This is a genomic window from Xanthomonas vesicatoria ATCC 35937 (assembly GCF_001908725.1).
Taxonomy (GTDB): Bacteria; Pseudomonadota; Gammaproteobacteria; order Xanthomonadales; family Xanthomonadaceae; genus Xanthomonas; species Xanthomonas vesicatoria.
The window spans coordinates 4,497,618-4,519,970 of sequence record NZ_CP018725.1; the positions used below are offsets into that span (position 1 = coordinate 4,497,618).

The window sequence follows — 22,353 nt, forward strand, 5'->3', positions numbered from 1 at the left end:
CGTAGTTGCGCAGCTGTACACAGGCTGGAGCAAGCGCCAAAGTGAGACGTGCGTGCAGGATGGCTTGCGGCTATCCTTGCCGGCTCGCACTGCCACCCAGGAGGCGCGTCCGAGGATGGGCGTGGCCGCCAAGGAAACGACGACGATCATGCAAGATCATATCTCCGAGGCGACGGACGCCTCACAGATCCGCCGCGCCGGCGTTGATCTCAACGGACTGATGTCCGTCCTCAGCAAACATTTGTATTCCACTCCAGTGGTCGCCTTGCGCGAGCTGGTGCAGAACGCACACGATTCGATCTTGCGTCGCCGCCTGGAGCAGCCCGATTGGCAGGGTGAATCGCGCATCCATGTGCATGCCGATCCGGCCCAGGGCATCGTGCGCATCACCGATACCGGTGCCGGGCTCACTCAGCAGGAAATTCACGATTTTCTGGCCACTGTGGGCGTGGGCTATACCCGCGGGCTGCGTCAGGGCGGGCACGAAGACAGCGGCCTGATCGGGATGTTCGGATTGGGTTTTTTGTCTGCGTTCGTGCTGGCACGACGCGTCACCGTGCGCACCACGTCCTACAAGAGCCCGGCGCTGGGCCATTGCTACATCTCCAGCAACGCTGAGCAATACACGGTCAGCCCGATTCCGGCCCGCGCGCAGGTGGGCACCGAGGTGGTGCTGGAACTGCATGATCAATATCTGGCGTTGGCACAGGACGCGCGCCTGCACGAGATCCTGTCTCGTTACTGCGCGTTGCTGCGCGAGCCGATCTGGGTCGGTGCCGATACGCAGCCGATCAACCCGGAGCCGCCGCCCTGGCGCATGGACGATGCGGTGCCGTTGCATCCGGTGCAGGCATGGCGCCGGCAACGCGAGTTTGCGGCGCGCTTCGAGCGCAATTTCGAACCGTTGTGCTGCATGCCGGTGCGTGCCGCCGACGGCAGCGATGCGGTTGGATTGCTGTGGGTGCAGGACGGCGCCACCTATGGCACCAGCGACAACCGCAATCTGTCGGTGTTTCTGCGCGGCATGTTGTTGGACGACAATGCGCGCGAATTGCTCCCGCCGTGGGCCGGTTTCATTGGCGGGGTGATCGAATCCAGCCGTTTGACGCCGACCGCGAGCCGCGAGGATCTGCAGCGCGATACGGTGTACAGCTCGGTGCAGCACGCCCTGTCCGAAGCGCTGGTGCAGGGCCTGGCGGACGTGGCGCGACAACAGCCCGAAGCATGGCGTCGCATTTTGCTGCGGCATAACGAAGCCCTGCTGGGTGCGGCACTGTGTGATGAGCGCCTGTTCGACCTGCTGCTGGAGCATGTGCGCGTGCCGACCTCGCAGGGCGACCTGCCGGCGCAGCAACTGCCGGCACGTGGCGCGGTGCATGTGATCTTGGATAGCGACAGCGGTTTCGAAGAAATGCTGTTCCGTGCGATGGGTGTGCCGGTTGCCTACGGCAACCGCTACGCTGTGGTGCCGTTTTTGCGTCGCTGGGCGCAAGCCAAGGGCGTGCGCCTGGTCGAGCTGGGCACCGAGCATGGCAACCGCCAGTTGTTCCATCTCGATACGCTGCCGGCCGACGAGCTGGCGTGGCTGGAACAGCATCTGGGCGATGGCGAAGCGCTGGTGCCAGCGCGTTTCAGCCCCGAAGCGCTGCCGTTGGTGGTGGTGCCCGACCGTGAGGCAGAACTGAAGCGTCGACTGGAGCAGGACGAAAACGACAAGCGGGTGTCGACTGCTGCGCTGCGGCTGGCGCGGCAGTTCACTGCGCGGATCGAAGCGCGTCAGACCCAGCGGTTGTATCTCAATCTCGACAATCCTGCGCTGCAGGCCTTGCTGGCCGCACAGCGTGCGGGCAACCCCCAGGCCGCGGTCGCCGCACGCCTGCTGCGTTCGCTCAAGGTGATCGTGTCTGCACAGGGACGCGCGCAGCCGCAGACCGGCGGCGCCGAATCGGGCGGTTCGGATCTCAACAAGGCGTTCGGCGACTTTGCCGAGGCCGTGACCCAATTGCTGGCGCGCTGAGCGCGGCACTCAAGGAACAATGCAATGGAAATCTGGAACTGGGTGGAGAAGCTGCAGGACGACCTGGGCGAAGCCGGGCAGCCGCAGAATGCACAGCTGCTGACGCGCCTGACCGACCATATCTGCGACCTGCAGATCGAGCGTGCCGAGGCGCTGTTGCCCGAGGCGCGCGCGCTTGGCAAGACGCTGGCCAACCCCTGGCTGGAAGTGTTCGTCGGCCATTGGGAAATGCGCAACCGGGTGGGCAATCTATGCGAAGGCGAACGCGCGCTGGGCGATGCGGTGGCGCTGTTCGAACGCGCGCATCGCGCCGATGCGGTGGAGTGCCCGCAATCGGTGTGCGTCACCCAGGATCTGGCGGCGTGCTACGCCAATATCGACGGCCCGGGCTGGGTGGACGAGCGTATCGAGGTCTGCGATGAAACCCTGGGGCGCATCGACCCGAGTTGGTCGTGCTACCAGTGCTTGAGCTGCGAAAAGGCCGACGCCTTGCTCGACGATGGCCGCGGCGATGCGGCACTGAGCTATCTGGAGCAGCAGTCGCAGACCATCGTGGCGCACGGGGGCCAGATCTACGACGGCGTGCCGGACATGCGGATCTCGATCCTGCTGTCGCTGGGGCGCGCAGCCGATGCGCTGGAGCTGATCGAACGGCGCGAAGCCGAGGCCGCGCGCGAGGGCGCGGAATGGGCCAACTGCAGTCAGCCGCGTCGTCTGCAAAAGGCACGCGCGCTGGCGCTGCTGCAACGTGATGAAGACGCCATGGATGCATTGCTGCCATGGCGTGAGGTGGCGCCACGCTATCGCCTGCATTGGTTACGCGCGGTGGCGGTGCTAGTATCGCGCGCGCCCGAGCGCAACACCTGGGACCTGGGCAGCCGCTTGCAGGTGATGCTGGATCATTACGCGCAGGTCGGTGCGCATCGCATTTTGATCGAGGCCGCCGAGCTCGCGATCGATCTGGCGCTGCAGCGCGGTGCGGTGTGGACCGCACGTCGGCATCTGGCGCTGGCGCGCGCGCATGTGCCCAAGCTGCGGCAGGACCGTGGCGCTACGCAGGCGCTGGATGCCTGGGCGGCGCGCATCGCCTCCGCATCGGCAGGCGAGGATGCACCTGTGCCTGCCGCGCAATTGCTGGAATGGTTGAACGCGCAGGGCGACGATGCGGTGCGCAATCCCGAGCGCGAAGCGCAATGGTTGCTGCAGGCGGTAGCCGAGCTTCCGGACGATGCCGAGCTGGTCGATACCGCGGCATCCGCACTGAGCGCCTGCGCCGCGGACGAGCAAGCGATTGCGCTCCTGTGGGCGTTCGTGGAGCGGCATGCCGACCGCGAAACCGGCCCGACCTTCCGCCTGATGAATCTGTTGCTGGGCCGTGGCGATGACGCCGGCGTGCGCCGCCTGGCGTTGCTGTATCGGCCGCAGGTGCCGGTGGTGGCGCTGTGGTGCGAGGCCCAGCTTGCGCAGCGGCTGGCCGATTGGCCGGCGCTGGAGCAGGCATGCACCGCACTGCTGGAACTCTCGCCCGGCTCGCATGGTGCGCGTGGGCTGCTGGCGCGCATTTACCTCAATACCGGCCGTTTTGCCGAGGCCGCCGAGGTCTATCGCCAACTGATCGCGCTGATGGACGAACCGCGCTCGGCGCACTGGGACCATATGACCGCCGCCAGTGCCGCGCAGGATTGGGATGCGGTGCGTAGCTCTGCTGCCGCAATCGGCATGGAACTGAGCAGCACCAGTGGCGTGATCGAAGAAGACTGGGGTTGGGTGATCGTGCGGTGCGTGGACGACGGCGAAGTGGCCGAGTACTACGCGCGCCGCACCGGCCCGGTGACCGCGCGCATCATCGAAAACGCACCGGCCCATCGCCGTCAGCATGTGGGCGACTGGGTGGTATTCGACGCGGACCTGTTGTATCCGGCGCCGGAGGACGAGGCTGAGCGTGCGCGCTTCGTGCCGACCTATGCGCAGGTGCATGTGCTGCAAACCGGTGGGTATGGCAGCAGCTGGCTGGTGGACGGCGTGCATCCTGGCGACGAGGTGGTCGAGGCGATGCGTGCAGATATGGAGACGCGCGGCTGGAAGATGTGGCTGCATAGCCGCGACGACTATCGCGTGGTCGACCCGGAACACCCGGATGCGTTCGACCCGGAGGATGCAACGTCCGGGCTGCCGGGCGTGTTGTTTACCGTGGCGCTTCCGGAAAACGTCGCGCCGCAGGAACTGCATCGCGTGCTGCGATGCACGACCTCGCGCTGGTCGCATCCGATGTGCTGGCTGCGGCTGGCCGAAGCCTGCGAGCAGGACACGCGTCCGCACCTGGAAACGGTGGAGCGCTACGGGCTTTAAGGCAGCGCTCCATTCGTCGCCAGGCCGGGGTGTCGCTGGGCGGCGCAGGGGATTGGGGGAGTGCAATTCGGGATTGGCGTGCTGGGTTGCGCGCCGTCCGTGCAGTCTGCGCGGCCGACGGCGCTGCATTGGTTGCCGCGCGTGCAACGATTGCAGTGGGACACGCCTGGTTTGAGCAATACGTTGTCGCGTTCGCGGCAACGTCCCAGTCCGTCGTCGATCAGCTGCAGTTGGGTCGCGCTCCAGTGAACCTACGGATAAGGGCGGCAGCTTTGCTGAAACCCGTGGCGACGTTCAAAAGCTCCTCGCCGATGCGCTGATTCACGCCAAGGCCGTTGCCCTGGATCGCGCGGCACTGGCGTCAGGCGCGCCTTCCTGGCGCGTGCGTTCACCCGCAGGCCCTACGCGCCAGCGCAGCGGCACCGCACTGCGGCGCCATGCAGTCTCTGAGCGGCCGGTAGGCGTCCTGGCTCAGGTCACGCACCGGCGACCAGTCACGCACGCGCATCTGCCGCCTGCGGACATCCGACACCAAAGTGCCGACTGCCGATAGCTAGCGCCCGGTCCCCATTTTTCAATCCCCACGACGTGTTCCGGCGCACGTTCGGTGCTTGCACTGCAATGTCAAACTGCAGCCGCTAGCGTCCTCTGACCGCTACAGGTTTGGTTGCTGGTTGCCGAAACTGAATTGCTTTACTCTGCTGCGCATCGGCGTGGGGGCGCCGCGTCGATCAGGGCGCAGTCCAGCCCGCATGCGTAACTCTTTTCCTACTTTGGCGGGTGATCTCATGGTGGCATTGCAGCAGCGCTCGATCGACGCGATCCGTGGCCAGGAAGCGGCGTTATTGGCCGCTTGGTTGGGCTCAGGCCTTGGCAACGATGCGCGCATTTCCCGGCAGGATCTGCAGGCGCAGGGCGCGGACTTCCTGCGTCTGCTGGCCGCCTCGTTGAAGGACGACGGCAGCAGTCTCGATAGCGCCGAGTGGAGCGAAGTGCGGCGCTTCCTGGAAAACCTGTCGCGCGATCGTGCTACCCGCGGTTTCGATTCCCAGGAAACCGCCAACTTCATTTTCTCGCTCAAGCGCGTGTTGTTCGAGCTGGTGCAGCGCGAATATGCCAGCACCCCGGAGGATCTCGCGCAGCAACTGTGGGCGCTGTCCGAGCTGCTCGACCGTCTTGGCCTGTATACCGTCAAGGCATTTCAGAAGACCCGCGAAGACATCATTGCGCGCCAGCAGGAAGAGATGCTGGAGCTGTCCACCCCGGTGGTGAAACTGTGGGACGGTGTGCTGGCGCTGCCGATGATCGGCACGCTGGATTCGCAGCGCACCCAGGTGGTGATGGAGTCGCTGCTGCAGCGCATTGTCGAGACCGGCTCGGAAATCGCCATCATCGACATCACCGGCGTGCCCACCGTGGACACGCTGGTCGCCCAGCATTTGCTCAAGACCGTCACCGCCATCCGGCTGATGGGCGCTGATGCCATCATCAGCGGCGTGCGCCCGCAGATTGCGCAGACCATCGTGCATCTGGGGCTGGATCTGCAGGGCATCGTGACCAAGGCCAACCTGGCCGATGCGTTGGCGCTGGCGCTCAAGCGCACCGGTGTGACCGTGAGCAAGGCGCTCTGACATGGAGCGCATCCCGATCCTGCGGATGGGCGATTTGTTGCTGGTCACCATCCAGGTGGACATGCACGACCAGCTCGCGCTGCAGCTGCAGGAAGATCTGTCGGAAAAGATCAGTGCCACCTCCGCGCGTGGGGTGCTGATCGATATTTCCGCACTGGATATCGTCGACTCGTTCATCGGCCGCATGATCAGCACCATCTCCGGGCTGGCCACGTTGATGGGTGCCCGTACCGTGGTGGTGGGCATGCAGCCGGCAGTGGCGATCACGCTGGTGGAACTGGGACTGACCTTGCCGGCGGTGCGCACGGCGCTGGATGTCGAACGCGGCATGCGGCTGTTGCAGCAATCCGGCACCGCATCATGACCACCGGCTCGCAACCGGTTCGCACCGAGCAGGATGTGGTGCTGGCACGGCAAACCGTGCGCAAGCTGGTGGTGCAGTGTGGTCTGCGGCTGGTCGATCAGACCAAGCTGGTCACCGCAGCCAGCGAGCTGGCGCGCAATACGGTGATTTACGGTGGCGGCGGCGATATGGACTGGGCGCTGGTGGAGAGCGGCATCCGCAAGGGCGTGCAGCTGACCTTCCGCGACGAAGGCCCTGGCATCCCGGATCTGGATCTTGCGCTCACCGACGGCTGGACCTCCGGCAGCGGGCTGGGGCTGGGTTTGTCCGGCAGCCGCAGGCTGGTGGACGACTTTGTGCTGGACAGTGGGGCCGGCAAGGGCACGCGCATCACCATCACCAAATGGAAGTGAATGTCGCCGGTGCACTCACCCAGATCATCCCCGTAGAGGAAGGGACACAGGTGGGGCAGGTGCGCCGCGATGCGGTGGCGCTTGCGCAGGCCAATGGGTTCGATGAGGGTGCTTGCGGCCGCGTTGCGCTGGTCGCGACCGAGCTGGGGACGAATCTGCTCAACCACGGCGGCGGCGGGCTGATCCAGTTGTGCAGCGTTGCCGGCCGCGATGGCATCGGCGTGGAGTTGTGTGCGCTCGATCAGGGCCCGGGCTTCGTGCTTGCCGATTGCCTGCCGGACGGCTATTCCACCGGCAGCACCCCCGGCAATGGCCTGGGCGTGGTGCAGCGGCATGCGGCGCTGCTGGATGCGTATTCGGATCGCACCGGTGCGGTGGTGCTTGCGCGCGTCTATGCCAATGCAAGCGCCACGCCCGATCTGCCGTATGGCGCAATCCGGCTGCCGTTGCACAGCGAGGTAGTGTGCGGCGATGCCTGGCACATGGCCATCGATGCGCAACGCGTCACCGTCACCATGATCGACGGCCTGGGCCACGGTCCGGGCGCGGCCGATGCCGCCGATGCCGGCACCCGCATCGCTGCGAGTGCCAGTGGCGAGCCGGACGAACGCCTGGCGCGGATGCATGCCGGCATGTCCGGCAGCCGTGGCGGCGCGACGGCGGTCATGCAGTTCGACGGCAATAGCGGGCAGGTGCGCTTTGCCGGCGTTGGCAATATTGCGGCAGCGTTGTGCGACGGCGATGGTGTGCGTGGCATGCCATCGCATCCGGGCATCGTTGGCGTGCAGTTTCGCCGGGCAAAGCCATTCGACTTTCCGCAGGCTGCGGGCAAGCTGCTGGTCCTGCATAGCGACGGTCTGCAGACCCGCTGGAACCTGCGGGATCACGCAGGGTTGCTGTCGCGCCATCCACGCATCATTGCGGCCGTGCTGCTACGCGATTACGCGCGCGGCCGCGACGATGCGTGCATTTTCGTCATGCGCCTGGGGGGCATGCAATGAACGCATCCGATGCAGGACCGGGCAACGCTCTGATGTCCGAACTGGCGACCTTGCGCGAGCAGAATCAGGCACTGCGCGAGGAGCTGGAAGAGACCAACCAGGGGGTGCTGGCGCTGTACGCCGAACTCGACCAGCAGGCCGAACAGCTACGCGAGGTGTCCGAGCTCAAAAGCCGTTTCCTGTCGTACATGAGCCACGAGTTCCGCACCCCGCTGGGATCGATCCTGAGCATCACCCGGCTGCTGGAAGACGGCATGGACGGCCCGCTCAACACTGAGCAACTCAAGCAGGTGCGGTTTGTCAGCGCCTCGACGCGTGAGCTCACCGAAATGGTCGATGACCTGCTGGATCTGGCCAAGATCGAAGCCGGCCGCATCACCATCTCGCCGGGCTGGTTCGACCTGATGGATCTGTTCGCGGCATTGCGCGGCATGTTCCGTCCGCTCACCGATGTGGGCACCACCACGCTGATCTTCGAAGATCCGCCGGTGCTGCCGATGCTCTACACCGACGACAAAAAGCTTGCGCAGATCCTGCGTAACTTCATTTCCAATGCGCTCAAGTTCACCCCGCAAGGCCATGTGCGCGTGCTGGCGCAGCTTGAAGGCACGGACCACGTACGTTTCAGCGTGCAGGACACCGGTATCGGAATCGCGCCCGAGCTTCACGATGCCTTGTTCGAAGATTTTGTACAGGTGGACTCGCCGCTGCAGAAGCGCCTGACCGGGACCGGTCTGGGGTTGTCGATCTGCAAGCGCTTTGCGGAATTGCTCGGCGGCCGGGTGGGCATCAATAGCGTGGTCGGGCAGGGGTCGGAGTTTTTTGTGGTTCTGCCGGTGACGTTGGCAGCGGAGAATGCACTTGAGCAGTAAGCAACACATTCTGGTGGTCGACGACAATGCGGTAACGCGCTATTCGGTGCGGCGCGTGCTTGAGTTTCACCGCTTCGTGGTCGAAGAAGCCGGCACCGGCACCGAAGGATTGAACAAGCTGGCCACGCAGACGTTTGCCGGCGTGGTGCTGGACGTCAACCTGCCTGACATGAGCGGCTTCGACATCGTGCGCAGCCTGCGCGCCGAGCCGCGTACCGCCTTGCTGCCGGTGGTGCACGTGTCGGCCGCCTCGATCGCCACCGGCGATATGATCACCGGCCTGGATGCCGGCGCCGATGCGTACCTGATCCATTCGGTCGACCCCAATGTGCTGGTCGCCACGCTGCGCACGCTGTTGCGCGCGCGCCATGCCGAAGAAGCGTTGCGGGTCAGCGAGGCCCGCTTCCGCGAGATCTTCGAGCACATCAGTGCGCCGATCGCGGTGGTCGATGCCGCGCTGCACACGCATGAACTCAACGCGGCCTTCCAGCGCCTGATCGGCGACGCCACGCCGGCCGATGCGATCGGTGCCGCCGGGCTGGATCAAACAGCCACGGTGCAGGCGTTGGCCAGCGCACTGGCGCAGCGCGAACGCTGGAGCGGCACGCTATCGATCCTGCGTGACGGCAAACTGTGCGAAACCGAATGGCGGGTGTCGCCGTACCGCGAGCCGGATCTGGGTCTGCTGCTGGTGGAAGACGTCACCGAACGGCGGCTGCGCGAGCGCGAGCAGCGCCAGGAACTGGATACTGCCACCACTGAACTGGCGCACCAGATCGCCGAGCGCCAGCGCACCGAAATCCAGCTGTTGCAGGCGCAAAAGATGGAAGCGCTGGGTAAGCTCACCGGCGGCATCGCGCACGATTTCAATAACCTGTTGACCAGCATCATTTCCGGTCTGGACATGATCCAGCTGGCGGTGGAATCCAACCGCATCGAGCGCGTGCCGCGGCTGGCCGAAATTGCCACCGGCTCTGCGCACCGGGCGGCGGCGCTGACCCAGCGCATGCTTGCGTTTGCGCGCAAGCAATCGCTGGATGCGCAACCGTTCGACGTCAACCTGCGCGTGCGTTCGCTGGAAGACATGTTGCATCGCTCGATCGGCGAGAACATCGCCTTGGAGCTGGAGCTTGCCGATGCCTCGCTGGTCGCCATTGCCGATGCCAACCAGCTCGAGAACGTGGTGCTGAACCTGGTGATCAACGCCCGCGATGCGTTGCGTGGGCAAGGCGCCATCCGCGTACAGACTGCCGCTTACGCTGCGCTCAACGACCCGGAACTGGACGATGGCGAGTACGTGGCCGTCAACGTGATCGACAACGGTAGCGGCATCGAGCCGGCGATTCTCGACCAGGTATTCGAGCCGTTTTTCACCACCAAACCCATCGGCGAAGGGACCGGTTTGGGCTTGTCGATGACCTATGGTTTTGCGCGCCAGTCCGGCGGGACTGCGCGGATTACCAGCGTGATCGGCCAGGGCACCACGGTGGCGCTGTTGTTGCCGCGCGGGCTGGCGGCAGGCGAGTTGCCGCCGGCACCGGCGCCGACCACGCCACGCTCGCGCAATGCGCGCATCCTGCTGGTGGACGACACCGACGTGGTGCGCATGATGGTGAGTGAGGTGCTCAGCGACGCCGGGTACCAGGTGATCGAAGCCGAAGACGCCGTTGGCGGACTGGAGCAGTTGCGCACTGATGTGCAGATCGATCTGGTGGTGTCCGATGTCGGCCTGCCGGGCATGAACGGTCGCGACATGGCCGACGTAGCGCGCACGCTGCGCCCGGGGTTGCCAATTCTGTTCATCACCGGCTACGCCGAAAACGCCGTGACGCGGCAAGAGTTTCTTGCCGACGGCATGGCCTTGCTGCCCAAGCCCTTCAGCCTCAACGATCTGCTCAATACCGTGGGGCAGATGCTCGACAGCAGCGTGCTGGGGCCCGTCTAAAGCACGTTGTCCCGCGCGCTGCTGCGACTGGATGCGCTGCGACCACGGGATGCGACGACTCTGGGGCACGACGCTGCGGTTGCGGCACCGATGCGATAAATCGTCTCCGCAGCGGCACATTCGATCAGGCCCTCGCCAGGCACAGACAACTTAAGCAACGGTGCTTCCTGCTCGCGTTGCATCGCGTCGATTGCTCGGCACTGCGGTGTGCGCGTGCCGGCAATCAACGCGAGTATGCGTACGGCCCGAACGTGGCGCCCAGAAACCCGCCGGCCGTCTCGGTGCTGAGGAGCGTGGCGTCGCCCTGGTCGAGCAGTGTCTGCCATTGGCCGCTGCCTACCGCGAAATCCACATGCACGCGTGCGCCGTCTAGTGCGAAGCGCAGCTGCACCGGCTGCGTTGTATCGGGTAGTGGTGCGCGTGCCAGCACGCGGCCGGTGCTGGGGTCCTGCAGACCGGCGCGGCGATACAGCACGACCGACGCGCCGGCTTCATCGCGCACCAGCATGGCCGCCAGGAAATGGCTTTCCTTGGCCACCATTGCAAGGCCCGCCTGTTCGCCTACTGCCAGCGCGCTGCCATCGATACTGGCCGCCAGCGTGGCGTGGTGATGCTGCAGGCGATGACCCAGATACGCCGGTTGACCGCGACCGAGATCGCCCAGCGCCACTGGCGAGGGGGTGATGCGCAATCCCGCCGGGCCGGGCAGGTACCACGGCTGGGTGGGCGGGTGAATGGTCATCCATTGCATCGGCACGCGCGCCTGCTGAAAGCGCTCGCTCCATTGCAGCGGGCCGCTGGTGGGCAGGGTCTGGGTGCCGATCGGCAAGACGGGACGCGTGCCTACCGGCGGCACGGCGCTGCCATGCGGCAACACCTGCGGCCAGCCGTCGCGCCATTGCACCGGCAATAAAAAGGTCTCGCGGCCAAGCGCGTAGTGGTTGCCCTGGTACGGGCGGGTGCCCAGGAACACCGCCCACCAGCTGCCGTCCTTGAGCTCGACGAACTGCGCGTGCCCGGTGGACGTGATCGGTGCGCTGCGGCTCGGATCCAGGTCGCGCTGGGTTAGCACCGGGTTGCCGCTCCAGGGCTCGTAGGGGCCGGTGATCTGGCGGCTGCGGTAGATCATCTGCGCATGCTGCTCGCCGGTGCCGCCTTCGGCCGCGGTGAGGTAGTAGTAGCCATCGCGGCGAAACAGATGCGGGCCCTCGATGTGTTCGGGGTTGGTGGCCGGTTGAAAGCCGGAATCCACGATCACCTGACGCGTGCCGATCAGCTTCATGCGGGCCAGGTCCAGCTGCTGCAGCCAGATGGCGCGGTGCCCGTCGTAGCGCAGTTTGCCGGCGGGCACATCGTTGTTGACCAGCCAGGCGCTGCCGTCGTCGTCGAAGAACAGCGACGGATCGATGCCCTTGGCGTCGAGCCAGATCGGGTCGGACCAGGGCCCGGCCGGATCGGTGGCGGTGATCAGGAAGTTGCCGCCGTCGCAGTAAAAACAGGTGTTGGCGATGTAGAAGGTGCCGTCGTGGTAGCTGATGCTGGCAGCGAACAGTCCACGGGTCAGCTCGTCGCGGCCGTAGTCGATCTGGTCGGTGCGATCGATCGCGTTGCCGATCTGGTTCCAGTGCACCAGGTCGCTGCTCTTGAACACCGGCAGGCCGGGAAAGTAGCCGAACGTGGAGTTGACCAGATAGAAGTCGTCGCCGACCCGGATCGCGGACGGGTCCGGATAAAACCCCGCCAGCACCGGATTGCGGTACTGCGCCTCGGTCGGCAACGGGCCGCCGTCATCGCCCTGATAATCCACCTGGGTGATCAGCGCGCTGCCGGCGTAGGCCAGCTGGCAACTCACGGTGGCCATCAGGCCCACTATCCATCCGACTCGTTTCACGACAGTTCCCCCGATACGCGCCCACTGGCATGGCGCCAGCCTCGCGGCAGCATGACAGCTCGCAGCCGGGCCGGGCATGACGTTTTGCCATGTCCCGCGCGTGGAGTGGCATGGCTGTGCGTAACGTGGCCGGTGGGCGCGGATCGGTGCGCCTGCCACTTCGCTGCAACATTGCTGACATATCGTGCGCGCGGCGCCACGCTGCGCCTCCTTCTGGCAGGCCCATGCCGAACGGACTCACCTTCGCGTCTTTATCCAAGGATCAACCCGCATGTCGTTGTACTCGCCTGTCTCTCCGTCGCTGACGTCCGTCCTTGCGCATTCCGATGCGCGTGCACCGCAACGTACGCCGCTGGCGCGCGCCTGCGCCGCTCTGCTGCTCGCCTCGATGGCCGCCGCCGCATCGGCCCAGCAAGTGCCGACCAGCCAGGGCGAGGGCAGCCCCACCGCGCTGGACGCGGTCACCGTCACCGCCGAGCACCGCGAGCAGAACCTGCAGGACGTGCCGGTGTCGGTAGGCGTGGTGCAGGGCGCGGCGATGCGCGAGTTCACTGCCGGCGGCGACGACACGCTGCTGGCGCTGTCCGGCCGCGTGCCGGGTTTCTACGCCGAGACCACCACCGGGCGCATCTTCCCGCGTTTCTATATCCGCGGCCTGGGCAACATCGACTTCTATCTGGGTGCTTCGCAGCCGGTGTCCATCATCCAGGACGACGTGGTGCTGGAGCACGTGGTGCTCAAGTCCAACCCGGTCTATGACGTGGACCAGGTCGAAGTGTTGCGCGGCCCGCAGGGCACCTTGTTCGGCCGCAATACCACCGCCGGCATCGTCAAGTTCGACACGATCAAACCTAGCGATACCTATACCGGACGTGTCGACGCCAGCTACGGCAGCTACAACACCGTGTCGCTGGACGGCGGCTTCGGTGGGCCGATCAACGATGTGCTGTCGTTCCGGGTGTCGGCGCTGTACCAGCACCGCGACGACTGGGTGGACAATACCTTTGCCGGCAGCAGCGCCGATGGCACGCGCACGCCGCGCAAGGACGCGATGGGCGGCTACAACGACCGCAATGCGCGCCTGCAGGTGCTGCTCAAGCCCAACGAAGCGTTCTCGCTTCTGGGCTCGGTACACACCCGCGATTACGATGGCACATCCACGCTGTTTTTGCGCAATGCGGTGACGCGCGGCAGCGACAAGGTCGAAGTGCCACGCGATCGCGTGGCCTACGACGAAGCCAACGACAATCCGCAGGCCTACAAGACCGATGGTGGCTCGATCAAGGCGATCTACGACTTCGGCGGCGTCTCGCTGACCTCGATCACCGCCTACGAAACCACCTCCGGCTACAGCCGTGGCGACACCGATGGCGGCGCGGCGGCCAACTATCCGGTCAACGGCGTGCCGAACGGGTTCGGCCAGTCGATGGGACAGATTCGCGACCTGGATCAGTACACCCAGGAACTGCGCCTGGCCAGCGAGGGCGACGACACGGTGCAGTGGCAGGTGGGCGCGTTCTATTTCGATGGCCGCGACACCACCGATTTCTATCAGCGTGCGTATTTTCTGCGCACCGCTGCGCGCAATCCCAACAACTGGGTGCGGCTGCGCAATACCAATACCTCGTGGGCGGGCTTTGGCCAGCTCAGCTACAAGGCCACCGATGCGCTGACGCTGACCGCCGGGATCCGCCAGACCAAGGACACCAAGGAAACCCGTTTGCTCAAGACCGCCGACACTGCGGCCGGTGCGGTGACTTACCGCGGCCGTCGCGATGTGCGCATGTCCGACACCCAGCCCAGCTGGGACTTCAGCGCGATGTATGAACTCAACCCGGACCTGAGCGTGTATGCGCGCGTGGCACGCGGCTTCCGCGGCCCCACCATCCAGGGCCGCAGCGCGGTGTTCAATTCGGACTTCACTACTGCCGATTCGGAAACCATCCTGTCGTGGGAAGCCGGCATCAAGAGCAGCCTGTTCCAGAACCGGCTGCGCCTGAATGTCAGTGGCTTCACCTACACCGTCGATGACATTCAGCTCAACGGCAACGATTCGGATGGCAATGGCGTGCTGTTCAATGCCGACAAAGCCAAGGCCTACGGTCTGGAAGCGGATCTGGACTGGCGCCCGATCTCCAACCTGTCGCTCACCGCCGGCCTCAGCCTGCTGCATAGCGAAATCAACGACAAGCGGGTGTTTGCGCAGGCCTGCGCGCTCAATGGCGTGGTGGTGTGCACGGTCAACGACCCCACCATTCGCGTCGGTGCCAACACCTTCGCGCAGATCGACGGCAACCCCTTGCCCAATGCGCCTAAGTACAACCTCAACCTGGCCGCGCGCTACGACATCCCGATGGGTACCGATGGCGCCTTCTTCGTGTCCACCGACTGGAACAAGCAGGGCGAGACCAGCTTCGTGCTGTACGACTCCACCGAGTTCCGTGCCGACGGCAACTTCGAAGGCGGTCTCAAGCTGGGCTACACCGGCGGCTACGGTGCCTGGGAAGTGGCGGCATTCGCACGCAACATCACCAACGAAAAGAACGTCAAGGGCGTGATCGAAAACTACATGGCCGCGGTCTACAACGAGCCGCGCATTGTAGGCGTGTCGGTCAACGTCAACTGGCAGTGATCGCGGGTTGATCCGTTGGTTGCGGCGCACGCCGCAACGCCAACGCGTGCATGGAAGAAGGCCAGCTGCGCGCGTGTGCAGCTGGCTTTTTTTATGCGTGGTTCTCGAGCACCGAGCGTACCCAGCTGACGATCTGCGCGCTGCTCACCGCGCCGGAATGACGGCCGATTTCATGCCCGCCGCGGATGACCAGCAGGGTAGGGATGCTACGGATGCCAAAACGCGTGCCCAGCGCAGGATGCAGATCGGTGTCCACCTTGGCCAGCCGCACCTGCGGCTCCAGCGTCGCGGCGGCGGCGGCGAATTGCGGTGCCATGCTCAGGCACGGCCCGCACCACGTCGCCCAGAAATCCACCACCAGTGGCAACTCGCTGCGCACGGCGTGCTTGTCGAAATCCGCAGCTGACAAGGCCACTGGTGTCCCCTGAAACAACGGCCGATGGCAGCTGCCGCAGTTGGGCGCATCGCGCAGGCGTGCGCGCGCCACGCGGTTCATGGCAGCGCAGCTCGGGCAGGCGATCAGCAGTGGTGCGTCAGTCATGCAGTGGTCTCCGATGGACAGGCAGTGCAGTGGCGACGCACGGCTATCGCTGGCGGCGAGTGCAGCTGCATATCGCCAGTGTAACGGTCACGGCGGAAGACGCTGTGCAAGTAGACCGACGGCCGCGCGGGCATGCAGCCGCCATTGGCAGCACGCATGCCAACGCGCGTTACGTGGTTCAGCCAGATTGCCCAACTGCCACGATCGGAACGAAGCCGCCATAGATCATGCGCTTGCCATCGAAGGGCATCGGGTTGACCGATGGGTCCATGCGTGGGTCGTCCATCATCTTGCGCATGCCCGCATCGCGAGTCGCTTTGTCCGGCCATTCGATCCACGAAAACACCACGATCTCGTCGTCGGTGGCGTCGACCGCGCGCTGGAAGTCGGTCCACTGACCGCGCTGGACATCATCGCCCCAGCACTCCATCACACGCAACGCGCCGTACTCCAGGATGATCGAATCGCCCATGCGGGCATGCTCGATAAACGCATCCTTGTTGGCTGCAGGCACTGCAAGAACAAACCCATCGACATACGACATAACCGCCTCCGCTGACATGGCGCACGGCGTGCGCCTGATGATGACGAACAGATGTTGGTGCGATCGAGAACGTGGAAGCAGACGTCCAGGCGTGGGGGCTGGCGCGATGGTTGCGAGCATACGGTGCATTGTGGCAGCGAGCACTGCTCGCGCTCGCATACCGCCGCAGGAAATCGCTGAGCTCGGTTGGGTGCGGCGGCCGGTGTACAACGGCGGTGGATGAGCCTGCCAGTCCAAGCGCCGAGCTATTAGGCAAAGATGCGTTGATCGAGGCGGGGCCAGCGCAATCGTTTCACACACTGCGCGGATGCAAGGCGCGCCGCGCACCGATGCTGCGTCTGCTCGAAGGACGACAGGTGTGTGCCTGCCGCCGCGCTGCGCTCAGGCCGCCAGATTGTGCCGTCGCAACTTCGCTTCGAACACCACATCGCCATCTTCGTTGCGGGCCTGCAGCGTACCGCCATGCGCCTTGACGAACTGATCGGCGATGAATAACCCAAGCCCTAGCCCCTGGCTGGCATGGAAGCTGGCCTTGAAGGGTTCGAACAGGCGCGGCATCAGGCTGTCGGGGATGTGCCCGGCGTTGCGGACCGACAGCCGCACAACGTCGCGCTCGCGGCCATCCAGATGCACCTGCACCGGTTGACTGCCGCCATGCAGCACCGCATTGCCCACCAGGTTGGACACCACCTGCGCCAGCCGGTCGCCGTCGCCGTCGCCGTCCAGGTCGCCTTCGGTACGCAGGTCGATGGTGGTGTGCGGGTTGGCTTGCGCCACCTCGCCAACGACGCTGTGCGCCACCTCGCCCAAATTGCAGGGACCGAACTGCATCGACAGCCCGTCGGTGCGCAGGCGCGAGAAATCCAGCAGTTGTTCGACCATGCGCGCCATGCGCCGCGCGCTGTTTTCCAGGTGTTCGAGCGTGCGTGCAGCGGAGCTGTCGCCATCGACGTCCAGGCTCAGCTTGTCCGCGCACAACAGGATCACTGACAGCGGCGTGCGCAGGTCGTGGGTGAGCACCGCCATCATGGTTTCATTGAGCGTGAGTGCGCGTTCCAGTGAGGCATTGCGCGCCTTGAGCAGCCGCCGTTGTTGGTATAACTCGATGAACACGTTGACCTTGCTCAGGATCACGTGCGGCTCGATCGGCTTGTGCAGAAAATCCACCGCACCGGTTTCGTAGCCCTGAAACGCACGCATCGGATCGTTCGGCGAGGCGGTCAGGAAAATGATCGGCACATGCCGCGTGCGCTGCGAGCCGCGCATCAATTCTGCCAGCGAAAAGCCGTCCATTTCCGGCATATGCACATCGAGCAAGGCCAGCGCCACATCGTGTTCGAGCAGCAGTTCCAGCGCGTGTGCACCGGACGATGCGCACAGCACCTGGATGCCGTCGCACTGCAGCAGCGCTTCCATCGCCACCAGATTCTGCGGCACGTCGTCCACGATCAGGAGTTTGGCGGGTTCGTCGCGTTGTGCAGCAAGGCCGGTCGCGGTGAGGTTCATGGGTGAAAGGCTTCCAGTCGGCTGCAGATCGCCTGCAGGGTCAGCACCGCATCGGCGCCGGCGTGGGCAAGGGCAGAGGCGGGCATCAGTGGAGACGCGGCATCATCGGGCAGCTGGATCCAGGCGGTGCCGCCGGCTGCGCGCACCGCGGCGACCCCGGCACTACCGTCGCTGCTGGCGCCGGTGAGCAGGATCGCCAGCAGACGCTCGGCAAAGACGTCCGCAGCCGATTCGAACAAGGGGTCGATCGCCGGGCGCGAAAACAGCACCGGCGCGTCCATCGACAGGGCCAGACTGTCGCGGGTCTCTACCAGCAAGTGATAGTCCGGCGGGGCAATGGTCACGGTGCCGGCGTGCAGTGGCTGCTTGTCGTCCGCCTCGCGCACCGGCAGCGCGCAACGCGCATCCATCAGCTCGGCCAGATGGCTGGTGCGGTCGCGCGGCAGATGCAGCACCACCAGCACCGGCATCGGTAAATCGGCGGGCAGGTGCGACAACAGCGCCTGCAGCGCCATCACGCCACCAGCGGACGCGCCGATCACGATGGCATCGAACTGCCGGTGCACAGGTCTGCCGCTCATGCGGCCTTCCGATACAGGCGCTGTTCGCGTGCGCAGGTTTCAAAGGCCTGCGCATGCGCGCCGAATTGCAGCGATTCCTTGCTGCCCAGGCCCAGAAAGCCGCGGTGCACCAGCGCATCGAAGAACAGGCCCACGGCACGGTCTTGCAGAGTGCGGTTGAAATAGATCAACACATTGCGGCACGACACCAGATGTACTTCGGAGAACACCGTATCGGTGGCCAGGCTGTGATCGGCGAACACGATATTGCGCTTCAGACGACGGTCGAATACCGCGCCGTCGTAGGCGGTGGTGTAGTAGTCCGATAACGATCCACGGCCACCGGCATCTAGATAGTTGCGGCTGAATTGGGCGATGCGGTCGATGCCGTACGCGCCGGCTTCGGCCATGTTCAACGCTTCGGGATTGATGTCGGTGGCGTAGATGACGGCCTTCTCCAGCAGGCCTTCTTCGTGCAGCAGGATCGCCAGCGACCAGACCTCTTCGCCGGTGCTGCAGCCGGCCACCCACAGCTTGATCGAGGGATAGGTGCGCAACACCGGTACCGCGTGTTCGCGCAGCACGCGAAAGTACGCCGGGTCGCGAAACATCTCCGATACCTGCACGGTGAAGAACTGCATCGCCTGCGCAAAGGTGTCCGGTTCGTGCAGCAACCGGTGCTGCAGGTCAGCCACACGTGCGCACTCGAAACGCGCCATGGCATGGCGCATGCGCCGCCGTAACGACGACACCGCGTAATCGCGGAAATCGTAGTGGTAGCGTTGGTACACCGCTTCCAGCAGGACGCGCAGTTCCAGATCGAACAGTTCCACCGGATTCATTGCCGCGAGCACCAGACCCGGCACAGCGACACCAGCTTGTCCACGTCGATGGGCTTGGCGATGTAGTCGTTGGCACCGGCTTCCAGGCAACGCTCGCGGTCGTCGGCCATGGCCTTGGCGGTCAGCGCGATGATGGGCAGATCCTGCCACTGGCGATTAGCGCGGATTTCGCGCATCGCAGTGATGCCATCCATCTCCGGCATCATGATGTCCATCAGCACCAGGTCCACCTCGCGCTCGGCCAGGCGCTCCAGCGCTTCGCGACCATTGCGTGCGATCTCCAGGGTCACACCCAGCGGTTCGAGCACGCTGGACAGCGCAAAGATGTTGCGCACGTCGTCTTCGGCCAGCAGCACGGTGGCGCCGTCGAGCACCGCATCGCGGCGACGCGCTTCGCGCAATAAGCGCTGCTGGTCGCTGGGCAGCGAGGCTTCCACGCTGTGCAGGAACAGCGTGACTTCGTCGAGCAGGCGTTCGGGCGAGCGCACGCCCTTGATGATGATGCTCTTGGAATAACGGCGCAGGCGCTGCTCTTCGTCGCGCGTCAGTGCGCGCCCGGTGTAGACAATGACCGGCGGGAACGCCACTGCGTCGTTGCCGGCCATGCGTTCGAGCAGGTCGTAGCCGCTGCCATCGGGTAACGCCAGATCGGTCACCATGCAGTCGAAGGTGGAGCTGGCCAACTGCGCCATCGCCTCGGCAATGCTGCCCACCGCAACGATGTCCAATTGGTCGCGCGCCAGCAGCAGCTGCAGGTTCTCGCGCAAGGCGCTGTCGTCTTCAACGATGAGCAGGCGGCGCACTGCCCGCGCATTGGTGTCTTCCAGTTGACGGATCGCACCGGCGAGCAATTCGCGTGTGGCCGGCTTGATTAGATAGCCGACCGCGCCCAGTTCCAGCGCGATCTGGCTGCGTTCCAAGGCCGACACCACATGCACCGGGATGTGGCGGGTGGCCGGGTCGCGTTTGAGGCGTTCCAGCACGCTCAGGCCGGACGCATCCGGTAAGCCGATGTCGAGCAGGATGCCGCTCGGGCGCAGTTCCGCAGCCAATTGCAGTGCTTCTTCGGCATTGGGGGCGACCACGCAATCGAAGTCCATCTCATGCGCCAGGTCCACCAGCGCCTGCGAAAAGCGGGTGTCGTCTTCCACCGCAAGGATCAGGCGGCCGGGACGGCTGCGCCGATCGCGGTCGTCCTGCATGCGTTGCTGTGGCGCAGCGGTCGGCGCGGGAATGGGTAGCGGGACTGCAGTGGCGATCGCAGCGGAGTGCGCGCTGAGCCGCGGTGACATGGTCATGCCGGAGGAGCGATGCAACGGCAGGGCAGCGTTGGTCGCGCTCGATGGCGTGGGTGAGGTCGCCTCGGCGGCGCTTGCCTCCTCCGCCGGCGCACCGTCGGTGGGTACTTCCAGTGTGAAACAGCTGCCGCGCCCCGGCTCGCTGTCCACGCTGATGCTGCCGCCCATGCGTTGCGCCAGGTCGCGCGAGATCGACAGGCCTAAGCCGGTACCGCCATAGCGACGCCGTGTGCTGCCGTCGGCCTGACGGAACGCTTCGAAGATCACCTCGGTCTGCTCGCGCGCAATACCAATGCCGGTGTCGTTGACCTTGAACAGCACGCGGCCCGGCGCGCCTGCCTGGATCGCCAGGCTCACCGTGCCACGCTCGGTGAACTTGATGGCATTGGCCAACAGGTTCTTGAGGATCTGCTGCAGACGCTGGTTGTCCACGACCAGCTGCGTCGGTGCGCCGGCGTCGGCACCGATCTCCAGGGTCAGGCCCTTCTGGCGCGCCAACGGTTCAAAGGTGTCGCGCAACCGTTGCAGCACCGAGCTGGTGGCGACGGTTTCGTCGGCCAGTTCCACGTGCCCGGCTTCGATCTTGGACAGATCCAGGATGTCGTTGATCAGTGCCAGCAGATCATTGTTGGACGACAGAATCGCCTGCGCGTACTTCACCTGATCGGGGCTGAGCGTGCCGTCCTTGTTATCGGCGAGCAGCTTGGACAGGATCAGCGCGCTGTTTAGCGGGGTGCGCAGTTCGTGCGACATGTTGGCCAGAAATTCCGACTTGTAGCGCGAGGCGGTGGCCAGTTCGTTGCCATTGCGTACCAATTGGCCTTGTGCGATGAGCAAGGCCTGCTTCTGCGCTTCCAGTGCCTGGGTCCGTTCTTCGAGCTGTACGTTGGTCTGTTCCAACTCTGCCTGCTGCTGCTCCAGATCGCTTTGCGATTGCTGCAGGCTGCGGCTTTGTTCTTCCAGTTCTTCGTTGGCTACGCGCAGTTCTTCCTGCTGCGTCTGCAGTTCTTCGCTCTGGCGCTGGGTTTCTTCCAACAAGCTGACCAGCTGCGCGCGCAACAGCGCCGTGCGCAACGCAACGCCGATGTTTTCGCCGCAGCGGACAAGCAGCTCTTGCTCGCGTGCTCCGGATGTCTGTGCATCGCTGACACGGCCGAGTTCCACCAGGCCGATCACGCGGCCATCGGCAGTCACCGGTGCCAGCAGCAATTCCTGGCAGGCACTCTGGCCCAGGCCGGAGGCAATCTGCAAATGCCCTGCATCCACACCGTGCACGCGTCGCACCGTGCCCCGCTGCAATACCTCGCCCCATTGTCCGGCGTTGCTGGGCAGCGTCTTGGGCATGTCGACCGGTAGAGCCGCGCCGCCGGTAAGGCGCAGGCGCTCGCCTTCGACGCGATACAGCGCGCCGACCTGGGCATCCAACGTATCGCACAAGGCGCGCAGCGCTGCATCGGCCAGATCTTCAGGGCTTTGATCGCCGCGCAGGCTCGCTTCGACCGTGTTCTCTGCCCGTTGCAGCCATAGCGCGAATTCGGCCTGGCGCCGCGCGCCGATTGCCTGCCTCACTACCAGCGCCATCGCCACAAACGACACGCCACCAATGCTGCGGTTGATCGATGAGAAACTCGAATTGGTGCTGGGCGGCGCCAGGTGGAAACCGATCGCCAGCAAGATGCACGACAGCACGCCGACCACCAATGGCACCTGCGGCCGGTTCTGGAATACCGTCACGCCCACCGCCATGAAATAGGTCAGCCACACCGCATATCCCAACGGAGTGACCAATTCCACGCCCAGCGTGCCAGCCATCAGGCCCCCCGCAATGACCCAGATCCAGCGGTCGCGTGTGGTCGAGATGTTTTGCATGGGGCACGCGCACCTAACTGGGAGGGCGGTCATGGTAGCCGATAACTTTCACGCGCCAATCGCCGGTTTTTTGACACTTTGCAGCCGGGTTGGCTTGCA

At 64.9% G+C, this 22,353-nt stretch carries 16 protein-coding genes; 9 read left to right on the forward strand and 7 right to left on the reverse strand.

The features are described 5' to 3' along the window. Positions 1–148 precede the first annotated feature (148 nt). The 8 genes from BJD12_RS19640 to BJD12_RS19675 all read left to right on the forward strand — a co-directional run bounded on the left by BJD12_RS19640 (position 149) and on the right by BJD12_RS19675 (position 10,571). A complete protein-coding gene (locus BJD12_RS19640; RefSeq protein WP_042827733.1) occupies positions 149–2,017 on the forward strand; it encodes an ATP-binding protein in 1,869 nt (622 codons plus the stop codon). A gap of 24 nt (positions 2,018–2,041) precedes the next feature. Then, positions 2,042–4,366 carry a tetratricopeptide repeat protein gene (locus BJD12_RS19645; RefSeq protein WP_005989924.1) on the forward strand — a complete coding sequence of 775 codons (2,325 nt, stop codon included), beginning with the start codon at positions 2,042–2,044 and terminating at the stop codon, positions 4,364–4,366. Between the two features lie 788 nt (positions 4,367–5,154). Beyond that, positions 5,155–5,997 (forward strand): STAS domain-containing protein, encoded by an 843-nt coding sequence (locus tag BJD12_RS19650; RefSeq protein WP_005989921.1) that lies wholly within the window; start codon positions 5,155–5,157, stop codon positions 5,995–5,997. Position 5,998: 1 nt separating this feature from the next. Continuing rightward, complete coding sequence (locus BJD12_RS19655; RefSeq protein ID WP_005989919.1) at positions 5,999–6,361, forward strand: STAS domain-containing protein; 363 nt, start codon at positions 5,999–6,001, stop codon at positions 6,359–6,361. Next, positions 6,358–6,753, forward strand: a complete 396-nt coding sequence (locus BJD12_RS19660; protein ID WP_005989917.1) for an ATP-binding protein — start codon at positions 6,358–6,360, stop codon at positions 6,751–6,753. Before BJD12_RS19655 ends, BJD12_RS19660 begins: the two co-directional genes overlap by 4 nt. Continuing rightward, positions 6,744–7,754, forward strand: a complete 1,011-nt coding sequence (locus BJD12_RS19665; protein ID WP_005989915.1) for an ATP-binding protein — start codon at positions 6,744–6,746, stop codon at positions 7,752–7,754. The genes BJD12_RS19660 and BJD12_RS19665 overlap by 10 nt, the downstream gene beginning before the upstream one ends. Further along, positions 7,751–8,626: a sensor histidine kinase gene (locus BJD12_RS19670; RefSeq protein ID WP_005989912.1), complete on the forward strand. Its 876-nt coding sequence runs from the start codon at positions 7,751–7,753 to the stop codon at positions 8,624–8,626. The genes BJD12_RS19665 and BJD12_RS19670 overlap by 4 nt, the downstream gene beginning before the upstream one ends. Next, on the forward strand, positions 8,616–10,571 hold the full coding sequence (locus tag BJD12_RS19675; protein ID WP_208608568.1) for a response regulator: 1,956 nt from the start codon (positions 8,616–8,618) through the stop codon (positions 10,569–10,571). The genes BJD12_RS19670 and BJD12_RS19675 overlap by 11 nt, the downstream gene beginning before the upstream one ends. A gap of 223 nt (positions 10,572–10,794) precedes the next feature. On the opposite strand, the gene BJD12_RS19680 is transcribed toward BJD12_RS19675, so the two are convergent. Beyond that, positions 10,795–12,432: a glycoside hydrolase family 43 protein gene (locus tag BJD12_RS19680; protein ID WP_005989908.1), complete on the reverse strand. Its 1,638-nt coding sequence runs from the start codon at positions 12,430–12,432 to the stop codon at positions 10,795–10,797. A gap of 301 nt (positions 12,433–12,733) precedes the next feature. Between BJD12_RS19680 and BJD12_RS19685 the strand changes: the two genes are divergently transcribed. Next, the gene (locus BJD12_RS19685) at positions 12,734–15,094 is read left to right on the forward strand and encodes a TonB-dependent receptor (protein ID WP_005989905.1); all 2,361 of its coding nucleotides are present in this window, start codon (positions 12,734–12,736) and stop codon (positions 15,092–15,094) included. Between the two features lie 91 nt (positions 15,095–15,185). On the opposite strand, the gene trxC is transcribed toward BJD12_RS19685, so the two are convergent. The 6 genes from trxC to BJD12_RS19715 form a co-directional block, all read right to left on the reverse strand. Then, complete coding sequence (trxC, locus tag BJD12_RS19690) at positions 15,186–15,635, reverse strand: thioredoxin TrxC (RefSeq protein WP_005989903.1); 450 nt, start codon at positions 15,633–15,635, stop codon at positions 15,186–15,188. Positions 15,636–15,813: 178 nt separating this feature from the next. Further along, a complete protein-coding gene (locus BJD12_RS19695; RefSeq protein ID WP_005989902.1) occupies positions 15,814–16,179 on the reverse strand; it encodes a DUF1428 domain-containing protein in 366 nt (121 codons plus the stop codon). Positions 16,180–16,560: 381 nt separating this feature from the next. Continuing rightward, complete coding sequence (locus BJD12_RS19700; RefSeq protein WP_005989900.1) at positions 16,561–17,685, reverse strand: hybrid sensor histidine kinase/response regulator; 1,125 nt, start codon at positions 17,683–17,685, stop codon at positions 16,561–16,563. Next, a complete protein-coding gene (locus BJD12_RS19705) occupies positions 17,682–18,266 on the reverse strand; it encodes a chemotaxis protein CheB (protein WP_005989898.1) in 585 nt (194 codons plus the stop codon). The genes BJD12_RS19700 and BJD12_RS19705 overlap by 4 nt, the downstream gene beginning before the upstream one ends. After that, the gene (locus BJD12_RS19710) at positions 18,263–19,111 is read right to left on the reverse strand and encodes a CheR family methyltransferase (RefSeq protein WP_172797228.1); all 849 of its coding nucleotides are present in this window, start codon (positions 19,109–19,111) and stop codon (positions 18,263–18,265) included. The genes BJD12_RS19705 and BJD12_RS19710 overlap by 4 nt, the downstream gene beginning before the upstream one ends. Then, positions 19,084–22,254 (reverse strand): response regulator, encoded by a 3,171-nt coding sequence (locus tag BJD12_RS19715; RefSeq protein WP_005989895.1) that lies wholly within the window; start codon positions 22,252–22,254, stop codon positions 19,084–19,086. Before BJD12_RS19715 ends, BJD12_RS19710 begins: the two co-directional genes overlap by 28 nt. Between the last annotated feature and the right edge of the window lie 99 nt (positions 22,255–22,353).

Excerpts from the sequence above, each read along its gene's own strand:
- BJD12_RS19640 (WP_042827733.1), top strand. The coding sequence starts at position 149 with ATGCAAGATCATATCTCCGAGGCGACGGACGCCTCACAGATCCGCCGC.
- BJD12_RS19645 (WP_005989924.1), top strand. The coding sequence starts at position 2,042 with ATGGAAATCTGGAACTGGGTGGAGAAGCTGCAGGACGACCTGGGCGAA.
- BJD12_RS19650 (WP_005989921.1), top strand. The coding sequence starts at position 5,155 with ATGGTGGCATTGCAGCAGCGCTCGATCGACGCGATCCGTGGCCAGGAA.
- BJD12_RS19655 (WP_005989919.1), top strand. The coding sequence starts at position 5,999 with ATGGAGCGCATCCCGATCCTGCGGATGGGCGATTTGTTGCTGGTCACC.
- BJD12_RS19660 (WP_005989917.1), top strand. The coding sequence starts at position 6,358 with ATGACCACCGGCTCGCAACCGGTTCGCACCGAGCAGGATGTGGTGCTG.
- BJD12_RS19665 (WP_005989915.1), top strand. The coding sequence starts at position 6,744 with ATGGAAGTGAATGTCGCCGGTGCACTCACCCAGATCATCCCCGTAGAG.
- BJD12_RS19670 (WP_005989912.1), top strand. The coding sequence starts at position 7,751 with ATGAACGCATCCGATGCAGGACCGGGCAACGCTCTGATGTCCGAACTG.
- BJD12_RS19680 (WP_005989908.1), bottom strand. The coding sequence starts at position 12,432 with ATGGCCACCGTGAGTTGCCAGCTGGCCTACGCCGGCAGCGCGCTGATC.
- BJD12_RS19685 (WP_005989905.1), top strand. The coding sequence starts at position 12,734 with ATGTCGTTGTACTCGCCTGTCTCTCCGTCGCTGACGTCCGTCCTTGCG.
- trxC (WP_005989903.1), bottom strand. The coding sequence starts at position 15,635 with ATGACTGACGCACCACTGCTGATCGCCTGCCCGAGCTGCGCTGCCATG.
- BJD12_RS19695 (WP_005989902.1), bottom strand. The coding sequence starts at position 16,179 with ATGTCGTATGTCGATGGGTTTGTTCTTGCAGTGCCTGCAGCCAACAAG.
- BJD12_RS19700 (WP_005989900.1), bottom strand. The coding sequence starts at position 17,685 with ATGAACCTCACCGCGACCGGCCTTGCTGCACAACGCGACGAACCCGCC.
- BJD12_RS19705 (WP_005989898.1), bottom strand. The coding sequence starts at position 18,266 with ATGAGCGGCAGACCTGTGCACCGGCAGTTCGATGCCATCGTGATCGGC.
- BJD12_RS19715 (WP_005989895.1), bottom strand. The coding sequence starts at position 22,254 with ATGCAAAACATCTCGACCACACGCGACCGCTGGATCTGGGTCATTGCG.